Here is a 24,985-nt window from a genome sequence, read left to right on the forward strand (position 1 = left end):
AGCAGTGACAGCCAGGCTGTTGCGAATAAAAGCGGGGGATATCGCAGGGTTAAAGCAAACTTATTCTTTGGTTCTTTTGCTGTTCAAGGTTTTGTAAGTACCTTTTGGCATCATGTTGGCGATGGCATGGCGCTGTACCTGAATAAAGCTGTTATCGGATACTTCCAGTTTGACGAAGTTGTCGTCCAGTTCGGCCACTTTACCTAGAATGCCGCCGGTGGTGACCACTTCCGCGCCTTTACCCAACGCAGCCAGCATTTGTTTTTGTTCCTTGTTGCGCTTGGATTGTGGGCGGATGAACAGGAAATAGAAAAATATCAGAATGCCCAACGGGAACAGCATGCCTTCAAAACCGGGTTGTACGGCGGTGGGCGCTGTTTGGGCCAGCGCATCAGAAATCAAGAAACTCATGGTAATCCTCTTATTGTTATCGTCGTTTTAATGGTCCGGCCGGGCGGACAGGCGCGCATTATGCCACACTAGCAGTGCTTATCACATTACGCAGTCGATTTGCCCGGTTTATGCTAGCGTCCGGCCGATGGCTTCGCCCAGTTGTACCGCTTTGCCGGCGGTCAAGTCTTCATTCCAGGCGGTTTTTTCTTTACCGAACAAGACGATAATGGTTGAGCCCATATTGAACCTGCCCATTTCCACGCCTTTTTCAAGCGTCGGCGCGTCTTCTTGATAACGCCAAGTTCTGGGTGCGCTGATGCTAGGTGGCGTTACTACACCGTGCCAGACGGTTTCGACGCTGGACACGAAAATCGCGCCCACCAGAATCAAAGCCATTGGTCCGGCGTCAGTGTCAAAAATACAGGCTACACGTTCGTTGCGCGCGAACAGATTCGGTACGGCGCCAACTGTGGTGTTATTCACGCTGAATAGTCGGCCGGGAATATGCACCATTTCTTTCAAAGTGCCGGTTAAGGGCATATGCAGCCGGTGATAATCCTTCGGTGATAAGTAAATGGTGGCGAAGGAACCGTTTTCAAAGGCCTGTGCCCGTTCCGTATCGCCGCCAAGCAACTCCAGTGCGGTGTAGTCGTGGCCTTTGGCCTGGAAAATTCGACCATTGCTGATCGGTCCGGCTTGGCTGACCGCACCGTCCGCCGGGCAGGCTATGGCGTTGGCTGCTGAGGCAATTTGTCTGGCACCGTCTTTTAATTCGCGGGTAAAAAAATCATTAAAGCTAGGATAGTGATCCAGGTCTTGAAACCTGGCTTCCTGCATATTCACGCCGTACATCTGCACGATGGATTTGATAAACAGGTTTTTCCAGGTTTTGTTTTGGCAATGGGTCAGTTTGGACATCAAGCCGGACAGCGCGTGGTGCGGCAATGCGTATTGCGGCAGCACGGTAACAATTTCTTTTAAATTCATGATTCGGAATCGGGGGTTTTGCCGCTGATGAAATACGCAAAGGCGATGACTTCGGCGACAGCAATATACAGTTGTTGGGGGATTTCCTCGCCGAGCGGGACTTGCGCCAAAATTCGCGCCAGCTCCGGTTCGTTTTGCAGCGGTACGCCGTGTTTTTCGGCGATGGCCAGAATTTGCTGAGCGGTAAAGCCTTCGCCTTTAGCCGTAACCTTCGGCGCATTTTTGCCGTCGTACTGGAGCGCGACGGCAATGTCGCTGTTGTAGAAGGTTCTACCGCTCACGTCAGGTTCAAGGTAGATTGACCAATTCGGGCGCCTGCCAGCTTGGGTCGCGATGCTCGGCAATTACGGTGGTGTAAATGCCGCCGCGCACATTGAATTCGGCGCGCAAGCGCATGAAATTAGGTGAAATCGCCGCGACAATATGATCCAAAATCTCGTTGGTGACCGCTTCATGAAAGGCACCACGCTCGCGGAAAGTCCACATGTACAGCTTTAAGGATTTGAGCTCGACGCACAATGTGTTGGGTACGTATTCCAGAACCAGTTTGGCGAAGTCGGGTTGGCCGGTCATCGGGCATAAACAGGTAAATTCCGGGATGTCGATGCGAATCGTAAAGTCGCGCGCCGGCCTGGGGTTTTCGAAAGTGGTGAGGTCTGCGCTGGGTTTTGTAGTCATTGCTTGATTTGGGGTGCTAGGGATTCCGGAGTGGCGGATATGACATCCGCCGGTTAAGTCTGGTTATATTTTACCAGCTAAGATGCCATAGCGTATTAAGCATTTAAAATCAATTATTTATAGCATTATTTTACGTTGGCGGGTGTGTAGGGTTCCGGGTTTGTCCTTCCTAAACGAGTCGAAACAATTGGTCGGCGGAATTGTCAACAACTTGGGGCGAATGATGTAAAATTAGTGCTAAGGCGAATCGTAAAAACCGCTAGAATGTAAGTTCAATTTGCAGGGGAGTCGACGATGGAAATCAACACTACATACCCAAACCCAAATTCCTTGGCTAGCCAAGGCGTATCCAGAGAGCAAAAAGCCGGCGCAATTGAAGAATTGGCCGAGCGCAGAAAGGCAAGTAATTCGCAAAGTCAGGTTGAGAGAACCGAGCCAAGCCCAAGCGACACAGTCAGTTTGTCCCAGGAATCTTTGAAATTGGCGCAGGCTGCCAGCGGACAAAATAGCGACAGTCAGGCCAGAATCAACAGTCCGGAGCAGGCGCAAGAGGTGGTTGGGAAGTTAATCTCGGACATTCAAAACAATCCAGTTCAAGCCCAATCTGCTGTCGCCAACAGAGCGCGCGCCAACTTAAGCGCATTATTGAATTAGGCTCGCTACGTTTCTTTCGGCAGTTTCCGCAAATAGGGGCCAGTCTTTTGGCTGGCTCCGCTATATTCCGGTAATTTCATACCAATCCTCGTCTCGCCCCGATTGACTGAAGTCTTGAAATAGTCGTTGGCGATAAAAACGAAGCGACTATCACTAAAGAAGTGGAATCCTGTGCTGCCAGTTGATCTCGAATGGTTGCTCTACTCGGTATCATCAATCGCCATGCGGTAGCCCACGCCGACTTCAGTCAGTAAATAACGTGGCCGCGCCGGGTTGACTTCCAGCTTGTGGCGCAATTGCCCCATGTAAATACGCAGATAATGTTGATCGTGGATGTGTTCCGCGCCCCAGACTTCCTGTAGTAGCTGGCGATGGGTGACCACCACGCCGGCATGGCGAATCAGAATCCCGAGCAATCGATATTCGATAGGGGTGATGCGTACTTCGTTATCGGCGACGAATACTTTCCGACGCGTCAAATCTACCTTTAATAGACCGGTTTCGAATACCTCTAGGTTGCTACGGCTGCGAGCGACCCGGCGCATCAAGGCTTGCAGACGAGCGTGCAATTCGCCGCTACCGAAGGGTTTGGTCAAGTAATCGTCGGCACCGGCATCTAGTGCCAGGATCTTGTTTTGTTCCTGGCTGCGCGCCGACAAGATCAGGATGGGCAAATCCGACAATTGGCGCAGGCGACGGGTGACCGCTATACCGTCCATGTCAGGTAACCCTAGATCCAAGATCACCAAATCTGGATGTTCGCTATTCAGCATTGCCAGCCCCGATTTGCCGCAGTCGGCTTCGATTGTGGACCAACCGCGATGGGTGAGGCTGGTTTTTAGGAAGCGTCGGGTTTGTGCGTCGTCTTCTATCAGTAGAATCAGGGGGATTGCTGTCATGCCACGCTCCCAAGCGCTTCCGATTCTGCAAGCAGCGGCGGCGCATGCAGGGGTAGTTCAATGCTAAATTCCGCACCTTTGCCGGCGCGGTTATCGGCTTGAATAAGCCCGCCATGCGCCTCGACGATAGCCTTGCACAATGCCAGCCCCAGGCCAACCCCGTTTTGCTGGGTTTCGGTGGCGCCGCGATAAAACTTCTCGAAAATCCGGGTTTGTTGATGTTTGGCAATGCCAGGGCCGTAATCCGTTATGCTTAAGCGAAAGCGCTTCGGCAGCGCTATCGCTTCGATGTCAATGGGGCTGCCCGGCGACGTATACTTAACCGCGTTTTCGATCAGATTGACCAGTACCTGTTCCATCAGTACCGCGTCGATCCACAATAGCGGCAAGCTATCCGGCAGCAGCGTGCGTACCGGTCTGTCCTGTAAGTGTTTATCCAGGCGGTTCAAGGCACTGCCGACGATTTCTTCAATGGCGTTCCAACTGCGGTGCAAAATGATCTGACCGCTGCTCAAGCGGGCCATATCCAGAATTTTGCCGGTGAGCTCAGACATGCGTTGCGCTTCGTCCAATACAGATTGATTCAACTCTTGGCGTTCCATGGCTGATAAACCGGCATCATTCTCGATAGCGGTGCCGACCGCACCAATGATGCGGGTCAAAGGCGTGCGTAGGTCATGGGAAATGGAGCTTAACAACGCATTGCGCAAGGCTTCAGTTTCGGCTTGCAGATTGGCCTCGCGGGCTTGAGCGGCTAGCTGAAATCGCTCCAAGGTTTGCGCGATTAAATGGCAGAAGGTGTTTACTTCCGGCGATTGTCTGACCAATGCTTCAGTTTGTAGGATGGTTAACACACCTTGCACGGCACTAGATCCGTGCAGCGGGTAATAGCTTAAAGGGTGCTGCTGTCTGACTTCGCCTTTCTCGAAGGCCCCTTGTGCCAGAGCAAGATCGATGTTGTGCAGTGAAACGGGTAATACCTGATTTGTCTGTATTTGCAGGCCGTTTTCGGTATTGGCAATCAGCAGCACCGAATCCGTACCAAATTCATTGTCGATATGTTCGGCCGCGATACGGGCAACGGCGTTGTGATCCTGGGCCGCGGACAGGTCACGACTCAATCGATAGAGCGCATTAGTATGCGATTCACGTTGTTTGGCTAACTCGGCTTGCAAGCGTGATTTTTCAAGCAAGCTGCCGGTGACGTTCGCGACAATGATCATTACCGCCAAGCCGACGATATTTTCCAGGTCGCTAATCGCAAACGAGAAAATTGGCCGGGCAAAATAAAAGGCAAAGGTTGGCGCGCTGAGTAGCGAGGCGACGATGGACGCGCTGCGACCATAGCGGCTGGCGACCAGAAATACGCCCAGCAAGTAAGTCATCAGGATGCTGGCCGGTCCCAATAGGTCGCGCAAAGGCCAATCGATCAGCGTGCAAATGAAGGGCGCGGCTAAACCCCAGGCATGGCCGATGAAACGCTCGTTTCTCGCTAAGTTCGGGCTGGAGCCGAAAACGCCAGATAATTTCATCAATCCGTTTAAGGCTTCTGCTGGTCAGAAAGACCCTGCATTGACCAGCATATGAGTGCCGATACTGGCAAAGTATGCCAACAGGATTACCGGACACCATTTCATATGGCTGCCGAACGTATATTGTCCTTTGGCTTGGCCCATTAAACCGATGCCTGGCGCGGAGCCAATTGCCAGCAGGCTGCCGCCAACGCCCAACGTCAAGGTCAGCAACAGCCATTGTCCTTGCGGAATATCGGGATGCATGGTTAACACGGCGAACATCAAAGTGCCGTTATCGACGAATGCTGACGATAAACCGATCATCACATTCGCCAGAGTCGGGCTGAATTGCCCGTATAGCACCTGTGAAATCGCATCAAGATAGCCTATGAAGCCTAGGCCACCGATGCCCATCATCGCGCCGTAGAAGAACAGTAAAGTATCCCATTCCAGTCGGCCCACTTTATCGAAAACATCCAGGCGCTTGGCTTCAATAGACAGCGAATGCAAATCGCCACCGCCGAAAAATAGCGAAAACTCCGACTGTTGCGGATTACTTGGCTTATCGGATTTTTGCAAATAGAAATAAAAGAATTGTAACAAGGATAGACCTGCCATCATGCCGGCTGCCGCCGGTAATCCCAACGCCATATCAAAACCAACCGCCAAGCTGATGGTGACGCCGAACAGGAATATGATGCGTTTGGCCCCGCGTGGTAACAAAATTTGCTGGGGTTCGATAATGGGTTTGTCTTTGGGTAGTGCAAAATGCATAGCTGCGGCTGGTACCAAAAAGTTGACGAGACAAGGTACGAACAATTTAAAAAACTCGGTAAAACCCAGCATGCCATGTTGCCAAACAAACAGCGTCGATATGCCGCCCAACGGGCTAAATGTGCCGCCGGCATTGGTGGCAATCACGATGTTCAAACAGCCCAGTGAGACAAAACGCGGACTGTTTTTGCCAACGGCTACCACGACAGCGCCCATCAACAAGCCGGCGGTTAAGCCGTTGACGATACAGGAAATTAGAAAAACTAAAAATCCCGTTATCCAAAATAGTCGTCGATAGCTGAGGTCTTTACTGACCAGCCAAATCTTCAGCGCATCGAAAATGCCCATATCCTCCATGGCGTTCAGATAAGTCATCGATACCATGATGAATAGCAGCAATTCGATGTAAGTCTGCAAGTTCGCCTTAAAAGCGGTAGTTGCCGGTAAACTGTCGCCGTGTTGTTGATACGCCAGGACGATGACAAACCAGATCAATGCCGCTGCCAGCAGCATTGGTTTGGATTTGCGGAGATTGGTCACATCTTCGAGCATCGCTGAGATATACGCGATGATCATCACGACCAGCGAAAAGTAGCCAACCCAATGCTGAGTAAGATCAAGATGAAACGACTGCGGCGGCGTCGCAGACTCGGCAAATCCGGGGCCGGGAAATATCAGCGACACTAATCCAAATAGATAGACAACCCGCAGCATGCGTTCTCCGGTTAACGAGATAAATGAAGATGCCTCAAAATTGCTTGGTTTCCGGCGACTTTGGACGATCTACGGATTGTATTTTTAGCCGTGTAAAAAAAGCGTAAAGAGGCAATGTTTGCAAGCAAAGCCGCTACATGTGCAAAATTTGAGATCGACTTTGTTAAAGGCTGCTAGCGTTTGCTGCCAGGCGCACAGCTGTGGTTGGTCAAGCGACAACAGCAATGTTTTTACACATTGATTTTCGAGACCAAATGCTTCGTTCAGTTTAAGGCGTAGTGTTAAGCGGATTTAAATTCCATTCGAATCGAAATGGCATTTCGAAGATAATAGCCGGCTTTGTAAACGTCCTTGAGCGTCTCTAACCAGGCATGAAGCTGGAAAAAATCAAACTTTCGGGTTTTAAATCCTTTGTCGATCCCACCACGATACCGATCAACGGCAATCTGACTGCGATTGTTGGTCCTAACGGTTGCGGCAAATCCAATATCATCGACGCGGTGCGTTGGGTGATGGGCGAAAGCTCGGCCAAGCATTTGCGTGGCGGCAATATGGCCGACGTGATTTTCAACGGTTCGTCGGGGCGCAAGCCGGTCAGCATGGCCTCGGTGGAACTGGTATTCGACAACAGCGAAGGTAAGGCGGGTGGGGAGTATTCACAATACGCCACGATTTCCATCAAGCGCCAGGTCAGCCGCGACGGCCAGTCGCTGTTCATGTTGAACGGTTCCAAATGCCGACGTAAAGACATCACCGATCTGTTTTTGGGTACCGGTCTAGGTTCGCGCAGCTACGCGATTATCGAGCAGGGCACGATTTCGCGGATGGTGGAAGCCAAGCCCGAAGATCTGCGGGTGCATATCGAGGAAGCGGCGGGCGTTTCCAAATATAAGGAAAGACGGTCGGAAACCGAAACCCGCATGCGCCATACCCGCGAGAATCTGGAGCGGCTGAACGATTTGCGTGACGAGGTCGAAAAGCAAATCAAGAATTTGGCCAAGCAGGCGGAAAAGGCCGAGAAATACACCGAGCTGAAAAAGCAGGAACGCCAATACAAACAAGAGCTGCTGGCGATGCGCTGGCAAAATTTTCAGCGTTCCGCGCAGAAGCTGGAAGAAAAACTGCAAAGTATCGCCGCCGAGCACAATCGGCTGTTCGTGTTGCTGCGCGATACCGAAAAAGCCATGGAGCTGAAACGCGGCGAACAGAAAGCTCAGCAACAACATCTGGACAGCACTCAGGCCGAATACTATGCGGTGGTCGCCGAAGTCAGTCGGCTGGAACAGACCATCAAGCACAATCAAAAAAGCCACGAAGAAACCCTGGTTGAGATCAATCGTTTGAAATTGCAGGCGGAGCAAGCGCAATCCGAATGCGAGCAGGATAGGCAGCAGCTGGAGGAAATTCGCCAGACCTTGCTGGAAGCCGAAGAAACCATGATTGTGGCCCGCGAACGCGAGGAAGACTTGCTGGGCATTCAACAAGACGCGCATTTGCAAAAGCAGCAATGGCAGCAGCAGTGGGAAGCGTTTTTGGCGGAAAACGCCGGTTACCGCGAACAAGCGGAAGTGCAGCGGACCAAGCTGGTACAGCTGGAAAATCAAAACCGGCAGTTGCAGACGCGCTTGGACAAATTAAACGGCGAACGTGGCGGCCTGGCCGACACCCGGTTGCAACTGGCATTGGAAACGCTGGATAGCAGTATCGAATTGATTGAAGCCGAACGTGATGCGTTGCAGCAGCAACTGGAAGTCGTGCTGCAACGCATCGCCGAACTACGGCCGGCCATCAAACAACTTCACGACAGCCTGCACGCCAGCCGAGCGGAATTGCAGAAGGTTAACGGCAAGATCAGTTCCTTGGAATTGTTGCAGCAGCACGCGATGGGTAAGGATAAAAAAGAGTTGGGCGTCTGGCTGGAGCAGGTAGGCTTGGAGCAACAGCCGCGCTTAGCTGAATTTCTGGATGTGGAAGAAGGCTGGGAAACCGCCGTGGAAACGGTATTGGGCAGTTACCTGGAAGCGATCTGTGTAGATAGCGCCGATTCGATATTGGGCGAGTTGCAGGATTTGACCAAACAGTCCTTGGTGGTGTTTGAAACGCATGCCAGTTCAAGCGGTGCTAGTGCTGATTCGGTGGCTTTGGCGAGTAAGTTGCGCAGTCGCTGGGATTTATCCAGTCTATTAAGCGGCATCTACTGCGCCGAGACCATGCAACAGGCCCGGCAAATGAATTTACAGGCGCACGAGTCGGTGGTGTTGGCCGACGGCACCTGGCTGGGTAGGGATTGGATCAAAATCAGCCGGGGCAGCGACAGCAAGGCCGGTGTATTGCATCGCGAAAAAGAATTGCGGGAACTTAAGCAGCGGCAAAGCGAACTGCAAATGACGATTGCCGAGGATGAAGAACAATTGGCGAACGCTGAACAGGAGTTAAAGGCCGCCGAAAGCAATCGTGAGCAGTACCAACAAAAGGAAAAGCTGCTGAGCGCCGAGTTTTCCGCGAAAAGCGCCGAGTACAGCGCGCAGTCAGCCCGCTTTGAGCAGCAAAAGCGCCGCCTGGAGCAACTCGATCACGAGATAGAGGAAATCAGCCAACATCTGGCGGAAAACGCCGAAAGCATCTCCGAAGCGGAGATGATCAAGCAGGATGCCGAGCAAGCTTTGGGCGACCTGGGCGACAAGAAAACCGAATTGGAGCAACTGAATCAACAAATTCAAGCGCAACAGCAAAACACCGATGCCTCGGTCGATGAGGCGCGCCGACATTTGCATAGGCTGCATGCGCAAATCGAATCGCTGAAATCCTCGGAAGTGCTGACCGCCAAACAGATCGAGCGTCTGCAATTGCAACATCAACAATCGGCCGACCGCATCGCCGAGTTGGAAAACAAATTGCACTATGCTTTGGCACCGCTCGACGACGAGAAATTGCAGCTGGAAGAGTTGTTGGAGAGAAAAGCCGAATTCGAGGATAACCTTCAGTCCGAACGCCAGGCGCAACACGCCAGCGAACAGACAGTCAGTCAATTGGCTGAGCAATACTCGCAAACCCAACGGTCCTTGGAAAAACAAAAAGAAGCCTTGGATCAGGTGCGTTTCGAGCAACAGGACAGCCGGGTGCGGCAGCAAACGATTGCGGAGCAACTAACAGAAGTCGATGCCGATCCGGAGGCGATACTAACCAATCTGTCCGAAGGCGCAACGGAAGCTAAGTGGAAAAATGCGGTCGATGATTTGACCGATCAGATAGAAAAGCTGGGGTCCATCAATCTGACGGCGATCGAGGAATTCAAAACCCAGTCCGAACGGATGAAGTTTTTAAATGAACAGCATGATGATTTGGTCGATGCGTTGAATACCCTGGATCAGGCGATCAGCAAGATCGACAAAGAAAGTCGCCAGCGCTTCAAAGAGACATTCGACAAGATCAATAACGGTTTGAAAGAGAAGTTTCCGCGTTTATTCGGCGGCGGTCAGGCTTATCTGGAATTGACCGAGGACGATTTGCTGGAAGCCGGCGTCAATATCATTGCCCGGCCGCCCGGCAAGCGCAACAGCTCGATTCATCTATTGTCAGGCGGTGAAAAGGCCTTGACGGCGGTAGCCTTGGTGTTCTCCATTTTTGAACTGAATCCGGCGCCGTTCTGTTTGCTTGATGAAGTGGACGCACCGCTCGACGATGCTAACGTGGTGCGTTTTTCACAAATGGTGGAAGACATGTCGGCAACCGTACAGTTTTTGTATATTTCGCACAACAAAGTCACAATGGAAATTGCAAAACATCTGGCAGGTGTTACCATGAAGGAGCCTGGAGTATCCAGAATGGTGGCGGTTGATATTGATGAAGCAGTGAGCATGGCAGAAAGCTAATGGATAAAGAATTATTAAGAGTCGTGATTATTTTGATCGGCGTGCTGGTGATGATCGGCATGGTGTTGTGGCATTTCGTCAAATCGTTGCGAGAAAGACGCACGCCCGACGATTATTATGACGAGGACTCTTACGACGACCGAGTGGTTGACGAGTTTTCGGTTGAGGAAGACGACGATGAGATGGATGTATTTGCGTTGGGCAGCGAGTTGGTTGATGGAGATGCTCTGTTAGACGATCAAGCCATCAAGCCCAGCCCAAAACCCTCGGCCGATGTTTCGCGTAAAGATGTCGATAAGAAACAAGCCGCTACCTTGGCTAATTCTCGGCGTTTGGAATTGCCGGCCTTGATCGAGTTCAGCATCGTGGCGCGCGCCGATCAGGGCTTTAACGGCGAAGATCTGTTCGAGGCTTTCGAACGTGTGGGCTTACGCTATGGTAGTGTGCGGGTGTTCGAACGCGTGGATGCCAATCGCATGGTCGATTTTGCTGTCGCCAGCATGGTCGATCCCGGTACTTTTCCCGATACCGGGCTGCAAGACTTTTATTGCCCCGGCATCGTGTTTTTCATGCAGCCACGTGAGGTTGATGCGCCGTTGGCGGTATTCGATGACTTCATGGAAACCATCGATACTCTGGCCGACGAACTGGACGGCGTGGTCTGGGACAATCAGCGGCAGCCGCTGACTGCGGAAACCGTCGCGCAGTTTAGACAAATATTGGCCAAGGCCGCCTAAAGCAGTACCTCGCGGGGGCAGGGCAGCCGCCGCATTTATTCTGTAAACCTAACGAATTAACTAGAAGCTAAGTGGATCAAAAAAATATCAGAAATTTCTCCATCATTGCCCATATCGATCACGGGAAATCGACATTGGCAGACCGATTCATTCAAATTTGTGGCGGATTAAGCGACCGGGAGATGGAGGCGCAAGTACTCGATTCCATGGATCTGGAGAGGGAACGCGGCATCACTATCAAGGCGCAAAGCGTCACCCTGGATTACAAAGCCAGCGATGGCGTCACCTATCAACTGAATTTTATTGACACACCAGGACACGTGGATTTTTCCTACGAAGTCTCGCGTTCCTTGGCCGCCTGTGAAGGCGCCTTACTGGTGGTCGATGCCGCGCAAGGTGTGGAAGCGCAAAGTGTGGCCAACTGCTATACCGCCATCGAACAAGGTTTGGAAGTGGTGCCGGTGCTGAACAAGATCGATTTGCCCTCCGCCGAGCCGGAGCGGGTGATGGAAGAGATCGAGAATGTCATCGGCATTCCGGCCGACGAAGCCTTGAAAATCAGTGCCAAGACCGGCATCGGCGTCGAAGCGGTGCTGGACCAATTGATCCAAAAAATTCCACCACCTGCCGGTGACGAAAATGCGCCGTTACAGGCTTTGATCATCGACTCCTGGTTCGATAATTATCTGGGCGTGGTTTCGCTGGTGCGTATCGTCAACGGCAATCTGCGTAAAAAACAAAAGATCACCGTGATGACCACCGGTAAGTCGTTTTTGGTTGAGAAACTGGGGGTCTACACGCCAAAGCAGTTGGAGAAGCAACAGTTACACACCGGTGAAGTGGGCTTCATCGTCGCTGGCATCAAGGATATTTTCGGTGCACCGGTAGGGGATACCATCACCGCGACAGATAATCCTGCAACTGAAGCCTTGCCCGGCTTCGAGAAAGTTCAGCCCCGAGTGTTCGCCGGTTTGTATCCGGTCAGTTCCGACGACTTTGGTGCGATGCGCGAAGCATTGGACAAATTGCGCTTGAACGATTCGGCATTGAATTACGAGCCGGAAACTTCGCAAGCCTTGGGCTTTGGATTTCGTTGCGGCTTCCTGGGCATGCTGCATATGGAAATCGTCCAGGAGCGACTGGAGCGCGAATACAACATCGACCTAATTACCACCGCGCCTACCGTGGTTTACGAAGTAGAAACTCATGGCGGCGAAATAGTGATGGTCGACAACCCGGCTAAACTGCCTGACGTTGGCACCATCGTCGAGATTCGCGAGCCTATCATTCTGGCGAATATTCTGGTGCCGCAAGCCTACTTGGGCAACGTGATCAATCTGTGTATCGAAAAACGCGGCATTCAGAAAAACATGCAGTATGCCGGTAGCCAGGTGTCGCTGAGCTACGAGTTACCGATGAGCGAAGTGGTGCTGGACTTCTTTGATCGTTTGAAGTCGGTCAGTCGTGGTTATGCGTCTTTCGATTACGAATTTTTGCGCTTCGAGCCTGCCCCGCTCGTTAAGCTGGACGTCTTGATCAACGGTGACAAAGTCGACGCCTTGTCTATTATCGTTCATCGCGACTTGAGCCAGAATCGCGGCCGCGATTTGGTCGAAAAGATGAAAGATCTGATTCCGCGGCAGATGTACGAAGTGGCGATTCAGGCGGCTATCGGCGCAAAAGTCATTGCACGCTCTACGGTAAAAGCCATGCGCAAAAATGTCACAGCCAAATGTTATGGTGGCGACATTACCCGTAAGAAAAAACTGCTGGAAAAACAGAAAGCCGGTAAAAAACGGATGAAGCAGGTGGGTAGTATCGAGATTCCACAGGAAGCCTTCCTGGCGGTGTTGCAGGTCAACAAAGAGTAATAACGATCAATTATGGATTACGATTTTTCATTTTTTCTGGTGGTAGCCAGTTTTGTCACCGGCGTTGTCTGGGGTGGGTATAGCTTATATCTAAAGCGGGCCAATCTGCCTTATCCTACTGAGAACGAGCCGCTATTGGTCGAATATGCCCGTTCGTTTTTCCCGGTGGTATTGATCGTATTGTTGCTGCGCTCGTTTCTGTTCGAACCGTTCCGGATTCCGTCGGGATCGATGATGCCGACATTGCTGGTAGGTGATTTTATTTTAGTGAATAAGTTCAGTTACGGGGTGCGCTTACCGGTTCTGAACACCAAGGTTATCGAAGTTGGCGAACCGAAGCGGGGCGATATCGTGGTGTTCAGGTTTCCGAAACAACCGGAAGTCGATTACATCAAACGGGTGATTGGTTTGCCGGGGGACCGCATCGCTTACTTTGACAAAAAGCTTCACGTTAACGGCGTTCCTGCCAAGCAAGTGTCGCTGGGGCGCTATCAGGGCGTTGGGCAGGGCAGCAATATGACCGGTGCCGAGCGTCTGGAAGAGGATTTGCTGGGGATTGAACACTCCATCCTGGTGAGTCGCGGAGCCTCGTCTGTTGAGGATGTGTTCGTGGTCCCGCAGGGCCAGTATTTCGTCATGGGCGACAACCGCGATAACAGCAACGACAGTCGTTATTGGGGCACGGTACCTGAAGCCAATCTGGTGGGTAGAGCCTTTTTTATCTGGATGAATTGGGACTGGCAAAATAACGGTATTGCTTTCGACCGGCTAGGCACAGTGCTGCGTTGAGCGGTTTACTGAGCGGCAATCCGAAAAGACAATGCTTATTGCGGTGGATTCTCGATAGCCGCTGGTTTATTTCTAATTTTTCTCGGGGGGTAGTGTTATGCCGTCATCATTAAAAAAACAACGCGGTTTAACCTTTCTGTCTATTGCCTTTATCTTGGCGCTAATCGGTTTCTTTACCCTATTGATTCTAAAAATTGCGCCGATTTACATCAATCACAGCCGGGTGGTAAACGCCTTGAAAGCCGTGGAAAATACCACCGATATAGTGACTAAAACCAAGGGTGATATAAAAAGTAGCTTGGAAAAACGCTTTGATATGAATTATGTAGAGCACGTGACCAATGACAATATCAAAATTGTCGCGCAACCCGGCTATGTGCGGGTTGACATCGACTACGAACGCGTAGAGCCCATCATGGGTAATTTGAGTGTGTTGGTTGAATTCCATGAGGAATTCGAAGCTGGCAACAGGTGATTAAAAAACCGGAAATTCTTGCCGGTAAGTTGGGTTTGACGTTTAACGATCCCAGCTTATTTACGATGGCGTTGACTCATCGCAGCATGGGTGCCAGAAACAACGAGCGTCTCGAATATTTGGGTGATTCTGTTTTGGGCTTCGTAATCGCCCAAAAATTATACGAACTGTTCCCCGATGCGGGCGAGGGTGCCTTAAGCCGGCTACGAGCCAGTTTGGTCAACCAAAATTCGCTGGCGGAAGTGGCTCGACAGCACAATATCGGTGATTATCTGATCCTCGGTTCCGGCGAATTGAAAAGCGGCGGCTTTCGTAGAGACTCGATTCTGTCGGATGCATTGGAAGCCATCATGGGGGCCTTACTGAAAGATCAAGGGGTTGAGGCCTGTCAAAATTGGATATTGCGATTATTCGATGACAAGCTGGCTGCGCTGAAAGTGGACGATTGGACCAAAGACCCGAAAACCCGTTTACAGGAATTGATGCAAGCCAGCCGCAAACCCTTGCCGATTTACGAATTGGTCAGTATGTCCGGTGCGGATCACGCGCAAACCTTTGAAGTGAAATGCACTATCGCATTGACACCGGAAACGCGCAATGGCGTCGGTATTTCCAGAAAGAAGGCCGAGCAGGCTGCTGCCGAAAATATGTTAAATTTTTTACAATCCAGGGATAAATGAACTGCGGATATGTTGCTTTAATCGGTAGGCCCAATGTCGGCAAATCGACCTTGATGAATCACTTGCTGGGTCAGAAACTCAGTATCACCTCAAGAAAACCGCAAACCACCCGGCATCGAATTCTGGGTATTAAGACGACAGCCGCCGGGCAGGCCATCTTTATGGACACACCGGGCATGCACAGCGACGAAAAAAAGGTATTGAACCGTTATCTGAATAAGACTGCGGATAGTACCTTGTTGGGGGTTGATGTGGTAATTTGGCTGTTGGACGGCTTGTATTGGCACGAGTACGACGAGAAAATTTTCCAGAAACTCGAGCGGGCTGGATTGCCGGTTATTTTGGCTATCAACAAAGTGGATAAAATCAAGGATAAGGATGCGGTGCTGAAATTCTTCGCCGAGGCTCAGCAAAAATACCCGTTTCAGCACATTGTGCCGGTTTCGGCACTGAAAAATACCAATCTCGAGCTGCTGGAACAGCACATCATGGCCTTGTTGCCCGAGGCCGAGCCGATTTATCCGGAAGATCAAATCACCGACAGGCCGGAGCGCTTTTTTGCCGCCGAAATTATTCGCGAAAAACTGACCCGGCGTTTGGGTGACGAATTACCTTACGCGCTGACCGTGGAAATTGAACGTTACGAGGAGTTTCCGGAGCTTTGCAAAATATACGCAGCAATTTTGGTAGAGCGGGATAGCCAAAAAAGCATCGTCATTGGTAAGCAAGGCGAAATGCTGAAAAAAGTCGGTAGCGAGGCGCGGGTTGATATCGAAAAATTGATCGGCCAAAAAGTCTATCTGGAACTGTGGGTCAAAGTGAAAAAGGGTTGGTCGGATAACGAGCGAGCCTTACTGAGTCTGGGTTTCAGCGATTTTGGTAATTAATGAATGGTTCGGCCGTTTATTTACAGCCGGCGTTTGTGCTCCAGCATCGGCCATACCGGGAAACCAGCGTATTGTTAGATGTTTTTACCCGGGATTTTGGCGTGATGTCCATGCTCGCCAAGGGTGTGCGTAAGGAAAAGTCGAAAATAGCCGGCTTGTTGTTGCCTTTCAGTGCCTTGCGGCTGTCTTTTGTCGATAAAAACGAATTAAAAATTCTTTCTCAAGTTGAATATGTCGATAGCTACCCTTTAGAGCGCTTGGCGTTATATTGCGGATTTTATGTGAACGAGCTGGTGCAGATATTTGTGCACAAATACGATCCTCAACCCGAGATATTCAGTTGCTACGAGCGTTGCCTGAGTGATTTATTGCTTGGTGAGCGTATCGAGCAGACTCTGCGTTATTTTGAACTGGATTTATTGCAAGAGGCTGGCTATGCCGTTGCGATGGACTCCGAAGCTAACGGTAATCCAATAATGACAGGGCAACGCTATAATTTTTTAACGGATTTCGGCATGGTCGCGGATAACGAAGGCTTGATCGGTGGTGAAACCTTGTCAATATTGGCCGCAAGGGCGCCGCTGGAAGGTCGCGCTTTGCTTGAAGCCAAACTACTCTTTAGAAAAATGCTGGATGGGCATTTGCAAGGCAGACAGCTGAAAAGCCGGGATGTACTGGCAAAAATCATTAAGTATTTGTAGGCAAAAGACGAAACTCAGGACGGGTTTACCGTCTTTCATCCATCTTACTCATCCGCTTGCGGACTTATATTCAATGGAAAAGCAAATCATCTTATTAGGCGTCAACATCGACCATGTTGCGACCTTGCGCCAGGCTAGAGGTACCCGTTATCCCGAGCCGGTGCAGGCTGCGCTGATCGCCGAGCAAGCCGGTGCCGACGGCATTACCGCGCATTTGCGCGAAGACAGACGGCATATTCAGGATAGAGATATTTATTTGTTAAAGGATATGTTGCATACCCGGCTGAATCTGGAAATGGCCGTGACCGATGCTATGTTGGCGTTGGCGGTTAAGGTCGAACCGCAAGCTTGTTGTTTGGTACCGGAGCGCCGAGAGGAGTTAACGACCGAGGGTGGTCTGGATGTGGCGGGTGCCGGGGATAGGATGCGTTCTGCCTGCCAACAATTGGCGGATGCGAATATAGAAGTCTCCTTGTTTATCGATCCGGATTGTCGGCAAATCGACGCGGCTGTTGAGGCTGGCGCGCCGGTGGTGGAATTACATACCGGCCGTTATGCCGACGCTGCAAGCAAACTAGAGCGAGAGCAAGAGTTGCAACGAATCCGCACGGCTGCGGCTTATGCGCACCAAGCAGGATTGCAAGTCAATGCCGGTCACGGCTTGAATATCGCCAATGTGGAAGCTATTTGCCGGATCGAGCAGATTGTCGAGCTAAATATTGGTCATTCCTTGATTGCGCAAGCTTTGTTTTCCGGCTTGGATTACGCGGTTAGGGATATGAAGCGCGTCATGCGGGAGTCGCGTTTACACGGTTGATTGCATGCAGAAAGAACTCGAATTTTATCAATTAACCTCGATAGGCAATCGCGAGGTCAATCAGGATTGCATGGCGCACCGGGTGTGCGCTGATTACGCACTATTTGTCGTCGCTGACGGATTAGGTGGACATTACTCCGGCGAAAAAGCTTCACAATTTTTTTGCCGTAGCTTGATTGCCCTAGCGGAAAAATATCATGCCCATATAGCCTCAGTGAAGGCAGAGACGGTGATGGCTGCTTGGGTCGCGGAAGCTGTCAGGAATATGAGTGAACTATTTGCCGACGATCCGTTTGCAAGCGATGCCCACACCACCTGCGCAATTCTGTATATGGACCAGGAGCGAGCGATAGTGGCGCATTGCGGAGACTCGCGAGTTTATCGTATCAATTCCGAACAAGTCCTATGGCGGACAAAGGATCATTCTGTGCCCCAACAACTGTTTAACGAGGGCAAAATAAGCGAATGGGAAATGGGGGTTCATCCCGATCAGCATAAGCTGACCCGTAGTATAAATGTGTTGAGTGCGCCTGCGGTTGATATTGTCAGTTTCCCACCTATGAAATGCGGCGAAACCTTTCTGCTCTGTAGCGACGGTTTCTGGGAGTTTGTAAAGGAGCAGGAGTTGTTGGCGCTATCGCAAGAGGGTAGTGGAAAGCCGGAGTTGCAGAAGATGGCAAAAATGGCGGTGTTACGCGCCCAAGGTAAAAGCGATAATGTTACCGTGCAGTGGATAAGACGGCGTTAGCTGTTTAGTAGGAGGGCAGGGGCTGAACCAACGCAGCCCCGGTAAACCAATAGCTTAGTGTGTTGCCAAGCCGTGTTTTTGAATTCGGTAAAGCAAGGTGTCTCTGGAAATACCCAATAAGCGCGCCGATTTGCTGCGATTGCCCTTGGTTCTGTTCAAAGCTTGCAGAATCATATCTGCTTCCAGTGCATCAAGTTGTAACCCCAACTCCGGCAAAGTAAAGTCTGAGCTGACTGTTATTGCGCTACGGTTGAACTCGTGGGGCAGATTTTCCGGCTCGATTACTTTGCCCGCCAACAGAATGCTTAGTCTTTCGCAAAGGTTGCGCAATTCACGAACATTGCCCGGCCATTTGTAGCTGCGCAGCGTTTTGATGGCTTGTCTGCTGAACGTAGGCGGTTCCAGGGAATGTGTGGCTGAAAAGTGCGTGAAAAAGTGTTTAGCCAGTATTTCGATATCTTCGGTGCGCTGATGCAATGCAGGCAATTCCAGAGGCACTACATTTAAGCGGAAATACAAGTCCTGACGAAACTGACCGTTTTCTATCAATTTGGTGAGGTCGGCATTGGAAGCCGCAATCACGCGCACATTCACCATATACGGCTTGGTGCCGCCAACGGGCAAGCATTCTCCCGACTCCAGAAAGCGCAAAAGTTTTGCCTGGATTCCCAAGGGTAAAGAATTGATTTCGTCCAGAAACAAAGTGCCGCCATCGGCTGCCTGAAACAGTCCTTGCTTGTCGGATACTGCGCCGGTAAAAGCACCTTTCTTATGGCCGAATATTTCTGATTCAACCAGACCTTCAGGGAGTGCTGCGCAATTTAAGGCGATGAAGGGTTTATTTGCGCGCGGGCTATCCTTTTGAATGGCCGTTGCCAGTACTTCTTTTCCCGTGCCGGTTTCGCCTTTGATCAACACGGTAACGTCGGTCGCCGCAACGATACGAGCGCTGCGAATCAATGCTTCGATTGCGGGAGATTGTCCAATAATAGGATCGAAGTTATCCACTGTAAAACCTCTCAAAACGTCATGATGTGTTCAACGCGCATCGGATAGAGCCATGGGAAGGCCGCCAATAGCGCAAAGATAATAAACAAGGCTGCAACCGCGTGTTTAAAGTGCCGGATTTTCGAAAGCCTCGCCAGTAATGAGGTCATTATACCGACACCCATCACGGCAGGTAAAGTGCCCAATCCAAATGCCAACATCGTGAGCGCGCTGTGGGTAATGCTCCCCGTGGTAACTGCTAGTGCCAATGCCGTATAAATGAGGCCGCACGGTAGCCAGCCCCACACCATACCAAACAACAAAGCTTGGGTGCGATTTTGTACCGGAATCAAGCGGCGGCCGAATGGTTCGATCAGCTTCCAGAAGCGTGCGCCCATTTTTTCTATGTAGGCAAAGTAAGGAAACCAGCCGCCGAGGTAAAGTCCGGCGCCTGCCATCACCACGGCCGAGAGCAGTTGCAAAAACCTGTGCGCCTGACCTTGAGCAAAAGGTAAAGTCAAGAAGGCCTCCAGGACGCCAACCAAGGCGCCGGCCATCGCGTAGCTGAGAACCCGGCCGATGTTGTAATTCAGTACGATGCCGAACAGACGGCGTTTATCGTTGCGAAGTTCGGGTTTCAGGCTGTAAGTTAGGGTGCCGATAATGGAGCCGCACATGCCTATGCAATGCAGGCTGCTGAATAAACCCATTACAAACGCGGCAAGATAGGAAGCATTAAAGTCGAGGTAAAGATGCATAAACAAAAAGCCGGGGTAATAAGGTATCGAGTGAATTAGCGAGGATTATAGACGCTTTCCGGAACGGTAACGACGCGCAGATATTTAAACTAACTGCCGTTGGACAAGTTATTCGCACAGATGCGATTCCGCCCTTGATGCTTGGCCTGATACAACGCGTCGTCCGCCGCTTTCAGTAAACTGGCAACGTCGTCGAACGTGTGGGCCTGCAAGGTCGCAACGCCGATGGATATAGTCACGAAATTGTTGGGGTTGCTCTGTGTGTGCCGTATTTTCAGATTCTCTATGGCTTCGCGGTACTGCTCGGCACGCATCAGGGCGCCTATGCTGTCGGTGTTGGGAAGCAGGATGGCGAACTCTTCACCGCCCAATCTGGCTACCAAGTCTTCGGGTCTGTGGGTAATTGTTTGTAAGGCGCGCGCCACCCTTTTCAGGCACTCGTCGCCCATAGGGTGGCCAAAGTAGTCGTTAAATTGTTTGAAATTGTCAATATCGGCAATTAGTAACGAGAGCGGCATGCCGGTGCGTTTGGATTGATTCCATTGGCGTTCCAACGCGGCGTCAAACGCTCTGCGGTTGGGTATCTCCGTCAGTCCGTCCAGCGAAGCCAGTTTTTCCAACAAATCGGATTTGGTTTTTAGCTGAATTTGAGTGCGTACTCTTGCTAAAACAATCGATGGCGAAAACGGTTTGGTGATGTAGTCGCTACCGCCGATTCGGAAGCCATGCACCTCATCTTCTTCCGAATGTTTGGCGGTCAGAAAAATAATCGGAATATTGCGGGTTTTATCAGACGACTTGAGCTGATGGCATATTTCATAACCATCCATGTCGTCGAGCATGATGTCCAGCAGGATCAGGTCGGGAAGTTGGCTGGTGGCAATATGTAAAGCCAGTTCACTATGCACGGCTACTTTTACCGTGTAATGGGGTTCGAGAATATTCTTGATAAGATCCAGGTTTTCCGGGCTATCATCCACGGCCAGGATGGTATGCGTGTTTCTACTTTCCATTTTCCTATATCCGATGTTCCAGTATGTGGTTGAGAGCTTGCGCAGCATCTACAAACTGGTAATTGGCAATTTGTTTTTTGATGGGCAATAAGATTTGCAGCAGAGCTTTATCGTCGATATGGCGCATAATCCGTTCAAGTTGCTGGTCCGAGTCGGAATCGAAGGTTTGTAGTTTATCAATCAATATGGCCAGCTGTTGCCGAATTTCCAGCGTGGAGTAGCGCGGTTCACCGTCGCCGTGGCTCTCGCTGTTGGCCAAATTACTGTTGATACTACTGATAACCTTGGTCATCTCCAGTGTTGTGGCGACAATATTACTGTCGATATGCGGGACATCGGCAATATTGGCACGGAAATCGATTAGCGATTCTTCCAGCCGCACTAAGTGGCTTTGCAATTGTAGCGCGCCGAGCGAGCCCACCAAACCCTTCAAAGTATGGACTAATTGATAGGCCTTGTCGTACTGGTTGTGTGTGAAGGCTTGGTCGATTTCGTTCATGGTATCCGCATGATTTTCAGCAAATTTTAGTAAAACTTTTCGATAAACGGTCAGGTTGCCGGCCGTATGTTGTAAGCCGGCGGAGGTGTCTATGCCATACAGATAAGGAAGCGGATTGCTTGCCATCTGTTCGCTGTTCGGATCGGTCTGGGGCATTCCATCAGCTCGCGGTTTAATCCATTTCGCCAGCGTGGCGTAAAGTGTTTCCGGTAATATCGGTTTGCTGATGAAATCGTCCATATCGGCTTGAAAGCATCTGTTGCGATCATTGCTCATCGCGTTGGCGGTCATAGCTATGACCGGCAAGGTTTGGCAGCCGGGTATTGCTCGTATATGTTTGGTGGTTTGATAGCCGTCCATCACCGGCATTTGCACATCCATTAACACGCAGTCGTAAGTGGTTTGTTGCAGTTTGCCCAAGGCGATTTCGCCGTTTTCGGCCACGTCGACTTGCAAATGTGCTTGTTCCAGCAGCTCAATCGCCACAATTCGATTCACTTCGTTGTCTTCAACCAGCAATACTCGTGCGCCGCTGATATGCTGCAATTTCCCGCTATCGAGGGGGAGCTTTTGTTGGTATTGCGCGTTGCGTATCGAAGCAAGGCTGGTGATGCCGAGTTTGACGCTGAAGGTAAATGTCGAGCCGAGGTTTTCTTGGCTGGAGACGCTTATCGTTCCGCCCATTTGTTCGACCAATTGTTTGGAAATGATCAGGCCCAAGCCCGTGCCGCCGTAATGACGCGTGACACTACTATCGCCTTGGCTGAACGCCTGGAATAGTTTGGCCTGTTTTTCTGCATTCATGCCGATGCCAGTGTCGCTGATACTAAACTGCAAACAAGTCTGTTGCGCGGAGCGTCTAAGCTCGGTGAGCGTGACTCTTACCTCGCCATGCTCAGTAAATTTGATCGCGTTCCCGATCAAATTGATAAAAATTTGCCTTAGCCGTTGCGGGTCGCCGATCACCGGGAGAAAAGTCTGACTCTTAGGTGGGCGAATCAAGGCTATGCCTTTGCTGGCGCAGAGTTCGGACATCGTGGAAAACACCTTATCCAGCATTTCTTCTAATAGAAAAGGTACGGATTCCAGTTGCATTTTTCCGGCTTCCATTTTGGAAAAGTCCAGAATATCGTCAATGATGGTCATCAACGAGCGCGAGGCGGTTTCCACTCTTTCCAGGTAGTCGCGCTGTTTGGCGGAGATGCTGCTGTTCAGACATAATTCAACTAAGCCGATAATCGCATTCATCGGGGTGCGGATTTCGTGGCTCATATTGGCGAGAAATTCGGATTTTACCCGTGTTGCCTGTTCCGCCTGCTGCTTGGCTTCCAACAGCCGTTGCTCGGTTTGCAGGCGGTCGGTGATGTCTTGCATGGTGCCTTGAATGCCAGTGGGTTTGTCATTAACGTCGCGAATAACTTGTCCGCGTTGGTGGACATGACGAATTTGGTCGTTACCGAGCACTATCCGATGTCTGAAATCGAGACTGCCGCTATTGATCGCGTTTTGCATCGACGTTTTGAAAAAGCTTTGGTCGTCCGGGTGAACCAGCGTGCTTAAAATGCTGGAGAAGTTGGGGGTAAAAACAGCTTTACTGGTTGCGGTGATCCGATACATTTCGTCCGACCAGCTAAAGTGATTGTCCGGCAAATGCCAATGCCAATCGCCGATATGGGAAATGCTTTGCGCATCCAGTAAGCGTTGTTTTTGGTCTTGCAGCGCATTGAGGGCCCGGCTGCGTTCCAACTCGGCGGTAATTTGCAACGCGAATAATTTCAGGGTGTCTGTGGCAAAGTTAGTATCGGGAATGGGGCGACAGTAGGATACCGAGATAAATCCGAAACTATTTTGTTGTTTGTCGTGCAATGGAATGCCCAGATAACCTTGGATTTGTTGGTGTCGCAGCCAGTCTGCGTCGGGGAATCGTTCCGCTACATTATGTTCGACGCAGCAAATAGATCCGGCGGCAACCTCGCGGCAAGGTGAGTTATCTAGGCTGAATTCGCGATTACGGACAATTTTGCCTTTTGCGCAAAGCGATAGGCTGCGGGCGCGTCCATTGCCCGTTGTTTCCGCGATTAATGCAAAGTCGGCTCCTAGGGTTTCCACGGTCAATAGCGTCAGATTATCCAGTAGCGATGTCGCATTTTGCGGCAGATTACTGGATACGATATTCCTAATCACGCTGGTTTGCTGGCGCTGTTGAGTGATGTCGGTAACCAGACCCTGATAATCGATAATCTTGCCTTGCTCGTTGCGCACCACCATCTTGCGGTCTTGCACCCATTTTATGCCGCCGTTTTGGGCGACGATGCGATAGGGTTGATGCGCTATTTCGAAACAGTCCGGATCGTTGCGGCAGGTGGCGATTTCGCGAAGGAAAACCCCAACATCATCGGGATGGATCAGGTTGAGATAAAACAGATTGCCGGTAATCAATTGTTCGACACTGTAGCCGAACAGCTGGCGGGCGTTCTCAGTGGCGAACTCTATCGGTAATCCTTCGGAATTATTCCATTTCAATACCACTGCCGCGCTCTGGCTGATAATTTGATAGGCGCGTTGCAGATTATGCTCCGACTGCTTACGTACGCTGATGTCTTGGTGCGTGCCGCATAACCGGCTTGGACCGCCGCTGACCGGGTCGTACGCTACAACGGCGCCGGAGCCTTGTATCCATACCCAATGGCCGAGTTTATGGCGCATGCGAAATTCCACTACATAGGGGCGGCCGGACTCTATGTGCTTGGCAACCACCTCTTTCACGCGCTGTCTGTCATCCGGATGCAGGCGTTTGTCCCAATCGCTGACATAGTTATCCAGTTCGTCATGGCTGAGGCCCAACATGTCCAGCCAACGTTGATTCACGGAATGTTTGCCGCTTAGATAATTCCAATCCCAATAGCCCAACTGGGCGCCGTCTATGACCAGGGCCAATTGTTCTTCAATTTGCTTTCGAGGCGTGATGTCGATATGGAACTGGATTAATTCGCTGTTGTTATGCATGGACAGACGGGTAAGCGAGATTTGCTGCCATGTTTGATTTGGAAAGGCAAAGTCGCTGGCCGGCATGGCCTTGCCGGCCTTGATATGTTGGCATAAGGGGCATTCTAATTCGGCATGGTTGGTCGGGTGAAACCAGGTGTGTACGGCTTGTCCGGCTAATTCCGCCGGGGACTTGCCCACCGACAAAGCCGCGGCTTTGTTGGCACTGCGAATAATGCCCCGATTATCGACCACGATGGCGGATTGGGTGAGATGGTCGTAAAAGTCGCCGATGGGCGCCAGTCCGGATGGCAGATGTTGCCGATTTGACAACAGTTCGCTAAAAATCAGCAAGACAGCTAGTCCCGGCAGCAAAATTATCAGTATTTCGGTCAGTTCCCTGGTGCCGTTTATGCTCTGATAGAGCACAACGGTCATGTCGCATATCAACAGTAAACACACTGCGACCAGCACGAACCGGCGTATCTGATTGTCAGTGTTTGCGTGTTGATCTGTCATATTTTGCTGATGTCGGGAATCTTGCCGGGAGGGA

General features: G+C 50.9%; 22 protein-coding genes. 11 read left to right on the forward strand and 11 right to left on the reverse strand.

Translation table 11 applies throughout. From position 1 onward, the window contains the following. Positions 1-60: 60 nt before the first annotated feature. The 4 genes from yajC to queF all read right to left on the reverse strand — a co-directional run bounded on the left by yajC (position 61) and on the right by queF (position 2,058). A complete protein-coding gene (gene yajC, locus METH11B_RS0122055) occupies positions 61-411 on the reverse strand; it encodes a preprotein translocase subunit YajC (RefSeq protein ID WP_020485279.1) in 351 nt (116 codons plus the stop codon). Between the two features lie 108 nt (positions 412-519). Then, on the reverse strand, positions 520-1,380 hold the full coding sequence (asd, locus tag METH11B_RS0122060; protein ID WP_026603898.1) for an archaetidylserine decarboxylase: 861 nt from the start codon (positions 1,378-1,380) through the stop codon (positions 520-522). Beyond that, complete coding sequence (locus METH11B_RS0122065) at positions 1,377-1,661, reverse strand: EscU/YscU/HrcU family type III secretion system export apparatus switch protein (protein ID WP_026603899.1); 285 nt, start codon at positions 1,659-1,661, stop codon at positions 1,377-1,379. The genes asd and METH11B_RS0122065 overlap by 4 nt, the downstream gene beginning before the upstream one ends. A gap of 7 nt (positions 1,662-1,668) precedes the next feature. Then, a complete protein-coding gene (gene queF / locus METH11B_RS0122070; protein ID WP_020485282.1) occupies positions 1,669-2,058 on the reverse strand; it encodes a preQ(1) synthase in 390 nt (129 codons plus the stop codon). 294 nt (positions 2,059-2,352) lie between these two features. Here queF and METH11B_RS0122075 point away from each other — a divergent pair, with 294 nt between their 5' ends. Further along, complete coding sequence (locus tag METH11B_RS0122075) at positions 2,353-2,712, forward strand: hypothetical protein (protein ID WP_026603900.1); 360 nt, start codon at positions 2,353-2,355, stop codon at positions 2,710-2,712. A 200-nt stretch (positions 2,713-2,912) separates the two neighbouring features. Here the strand turns inward: METH11B_RS0122075 and METH11B_RS0122080 are convergent, their stop codons facing one another. From METH11B_RS0122080 to nhaD, 3 genes are read right to left on the reverse strand one after another with little or no spacing between them, the layout of a single operon-like run. Beyond that, positions 2,913-3,611 (reverse strand): response regulator, encoded by a 699-nt coding sequence (locus METH11B_RS0122080; RefSeq protein ID WP_026603901.1) that lies wholly within the window; start codon positions 3,609-3,611, stop codon positions 2,913-2,915. Then, positions 3,608-5,143: a DUF4118 domain-containing protein gene (locus METH11B_RS0122085; protein ID WP_026603902.1), complete on the reverse strand. Its 1,536-nt coding sequence runs from the start codon at positions 5,141-5,143 to the stop codon at positions 3,608-3,610. The genes METH11B_RS0122080 and METH11B_RS0122085 overlap by 4 nt, the downstream gene beginning before the upstream one ends. 24 nt (positions 5,144-5,167) lie before the next feature. Beyond that, entirely contained in the window at positions 5,168-6,613 is a 1,446-nt protein-coding gene (nhaD, locus tag METH11B_RS0122090) for a sodium:proton antiporter NhaD (RefSeq protein ID WP_026603903.1), read from the reverse strand. Between the two features lie 371 nt (positions 6,614-6,984). Here nhaD and smc point away from each other — a divergent pair, with 371 nt between their 5' ends. The 10 genes from smc (at position 6,985) to METH11B_RS0122140 (ending at position 18,190) form a co-directional block, all read left to right on the forward strand. Next, on the forward strand, positions 6,985-10,485 hold the full coding sequence (gene smc, locus METH11B_RS0122095) for a chromosome segregation protein SMC (RefSeq protein WP_026603904.1): 3,501 nt from the start codon (positions 6,985-6,987) through the stop codon (positions 10,483-10,485). Next, complete coding sequence (locus tag METH11B_RS0122100; protein WP_026603905.1) at positions 10,485-11,222, forward strand: cell division protein ZipA C-terminal FtsZ-binding domain-containing protein; 738 nt, start codon at positions 10,485-10,487, stop codon at positions 11,220-11,222. The genes smc and METH11B_RS0122100 overlap by 1 nt, the downstream gene beginning before the upstream one ends. 71 nt (positions 11,223-11,293) lie before the next feature. Next, a complete protein-coding gene (gene lepA, locus METH11B_RS0122105) occupies positions 11,294-13,093 on the forward strand; it encodes a translation elongation factor 4 (protein WP_026603906.1) in 1,800 nt (599 codons plus the stop codon). Positions 13,094-13,105: 12 nt separating this feature from the next. Next, positions 13,106-13,882, forward strand: coding sequence for a signal peptidase I (lepB, locus tag METH11B_RS0122110; protein ID WP_026603907.1), 777 nt, complete (start codon positions 13,106-13,108; stop codon positions 13,880-13,882). A gap of 97 nt (positions 13,883-13,979) precedes the next feature. Next, entirely contained in the window at positions 13,980-14,357 is a 378-nt protein-coding gene (locus tag METH11B_RS0122115) for a DUF4845 domain-containing protein (protein ID WP_026603908.1), read from the forward strand. Then, entirely contained in the window at positions 14,354-15,037 is a 684-nt protein-coding gene (rnc, locus tag METH11B_RS0122120) for a ribonuclease III (protein WP_026603909.1), read from the forward strand. The genes METH11B_RS0122115 and rnc overlap by 4 nt, the downstream gene beginning before the upstream one ends. Then, positions 15,034-15,924 (forward strand): GTPase Era, encoded by an 891-nt coding sequence (era, locus tag METH11B_RS0122125; RefSeq protein WP_026603910.1) that lies wholly within the window; start codon positions 15,034-15,036, stop codon positions 15,922-15,924. Before rnc ends, era begins: the two co-directional genes overlap by 4 nt. Further along, complete coding sequence (gene recO / locus METH11B_RS0122130) at positions 15,924-16,625, forward strand: DNA repair protein RecO (RefSeq protein ID WP_026603911.1); 702 nt, start codon at positions 15,924-15,926, stop codon at positions 16,623-16,625. Before era ends, recO begins: the two co-directional genes overlap by 1 nt. 73 nt (positions 16,626-16,698) lie before the next feature. Further along, positions 16,699-17,442 carry a pyridoxine 5'-phosphate synthase gene (gene pdxJ / locus METH11B_RS0122135; protein WP_026603912.1) on the forward strand — a complete coding sequence of 248 codons (744 nt, stop codon included), beginning with the start codon at positions 16,699-16,701 and terminating at the stop codon, positions 17,440-17,442. A gap of 4 nt (positions 17,443-17,446) precedes the next feature. Then, positions 17,447-18,190, forward strand: a complete 744-nt coding sequence (locus tag METH11B_RS0122140) for a PP2C family protein-serine/threonine phosphatase (RefSeq protein WP_026603913.1) — start codon at positions 17,447-17,449, stop codon at positions 18,188-18,190. A gap of 54 nt (positions 18,191-18,244) precedes the next feature. On the opposite strand, the gene METH11B_RS0122145 is transcribed toward METH11B_RS0122140, so the two are convergent. The 4 genes from METH11B_RS0122145 to METH11B_RS0122160 form a co-directional block, all read right to left on the reverse strand. After that, positions 18,245-19,198: a sigma-54 interaction domain-containing protein gene (locus METH11B_RS0122145; protein WP_020485297.1), complete on the reverse strand. Its 954-nt coding sequence runs from the start codon at positions 19,196-19,198 to the stop codon at positions 18,245-18,247. 11 nt (positions 19,199-19,209) lie between these two features. After that, on the reverse strand, positions 19,210-19,935 hold the full coding sequence (locus tag METH11B_RS0122150) for a sulfite exporter TauE/SafE family protein (protein WP_020485298.1): 726 nt from the start codon (positions 19,933-19,935) through the stop codon (positions 19,210-19,212). An 89-nt stretch (positions 19,936-20,024) separates the two neighbouring features. After that, positions 20,025-20,948 carry a diguanylate cyclase domain-containing protein gene (locus METH11B_RS0122155; protein WP_020485299.1) on the reverse strand — a complete coding sequence of 308 codons (924 nt, stop codon included), beginning with the start codon at positions 20,946-20,948 and terminating at the stop codon, positions 20,025-20,027. 4 nt (positions 20,949-20,952) lie between these two features. Further along, positions 20,953-24,951 carry a PAS domain-containing protein gene (locus METH11B_RS0122160; RefSeq protein WP_026603915.1) on the reverse strand — a complete coding sequence of 1,333 codons (3,999 nt, stop codon included), beginning with the start codon at positions 24,949-24,951 and terminating at the stop codon, positions 20,953-20,955. Positions 24,952-24,985: the final 34 nt, after the last annotated feature.

Source organism: Methylomonas sp. 11b (assembly GCF_000515215.1).
Taxonomy (GTDB): domain Bacteria; phylum Pseudomonadota; class Gammaproteobacteria; order Methylococcales; family Methylomonadaceae; genus Methylomonas.

Bases quoted from the DNA above. Each gene is read 5' to 3' on its own strand.
- yajC (WP_020485279.1), bottom strand. From the start codon at position 411: ATGAGTTTCTTGATTTCTGATGCGCTGGCCCAAACAGCGCCCACCGCC.
- asd (WP_026603898.1), bottom strand. From the start codon at position 1,380: ATGAATTTAAAAGAAATTGTTACCGTGCTGCCGCAATACGCATTGCCG.
- queF (WP_020485282.1), bottom strand. From the start codon at position 2,058: ATGACTACAAAACCCAGCGCAGACCTCACCACTTTCGAAAACCCCAGG.
- METH11B_RS0122075 (WP_026603900.1), top strand. From the start codon at position 2,353: ATGGAAATCAACACTACATACCCAAACCCAAATTCCTTGGCTAGCCAA.
- METH11B_RS0122080 (WP_026603901.1), bottom strand. From the start codon at position 3,611: ATGACAGCAATCCCCCTGATTCTACTGATAGAAGACGACGCACAAACC.
- METH11B_RS0122085 (WP_026603902.1), bottom strand. From the start codon at position 5,143: ATGAAATTATCTGGCGTTTTCGGCTCCAGCCCGAACTTAGCGAGAAAC.
- nhaD (WP_026603903.1), bottom strand. From the start codon at position 6,613: ATGCTGCGGGTTGTCTATCTATTTGGATTAGTGTCGCTGATATTTCCC.
- smc (WP_026603904.1), top strand. From the start codon at position 6,985: ATGAAGCTGGAAAAAATCAAACTTTCGGGTTTTAAATCCTTTGTCGAT.
- METH11B_RS0122100 (WP_026603905.1), top strand. From the start codon at position 10,485: ATGGATAAAGAATTATTAAGAGTCGTGATTATTTTGATCGGCGTGCTG.
- lepB (WP_026603907.1), top strand. From the start codon at position 13,106: ATGGATTACGATTTTTCATTTTTTCTGGTGGTAGCCAGTTTTGTCACC.
- METH11B_RS0122115 (WP_026603908.1), top strand. From the start codon at position 13,980: ATGCCGTCATCATTAAAAAAACAACGCGGTTTAACCTTTCTGTCTATT.
- era (WP_026603910.1), top strand. From the start codon at position 15,034: ATGAACTGCGGATATGTTGCTTTAATCGGTAGGCCCAATGTCGGCAAA.
- recO (WP_026603911.1), top strand. From the start codon at position 15,924: ATGAATGGTTCGGCCGTTTATTTACAGCCGGCGTTTGTGCTCCAGCAT.
- pdxJ (WP_026603912.1), top strand. From the start codon at position 16,699: ATGGAAAAGCAAATCATCTTATTAGGCGTCAACATCGACCATGTTGCG.
- METH11B_RS0122140 (WP_026603913.1), top strand. From the start codon at position 17,447: ATGCAGAAAGAACTCGAATTTTATCAATTAACCTCGATAGGCAATCGC.
- METH11B_RS0122150 (WP_020485298.1), bottom strand. From the start codon at position 19,935: ATGCATCTTTACCTCGACTTTAATGCTTCCTATCTTGCCGCGTTTGTA.
- METH11B_RS0122155 (WP_020485299.1), bottom strand. From the start codon at position 20,948: ATGGAAAGTAGAAACACGCATACCATCCTGGCCGTGGATGATAGCCCG.
- METH11B_RS0122160 (WP_026603915.1), bottom strand. From the start codon at position 24,951: ATGACAGATCAACACGCAAACACTGACAATCAGATACGCCGGTTCGTG.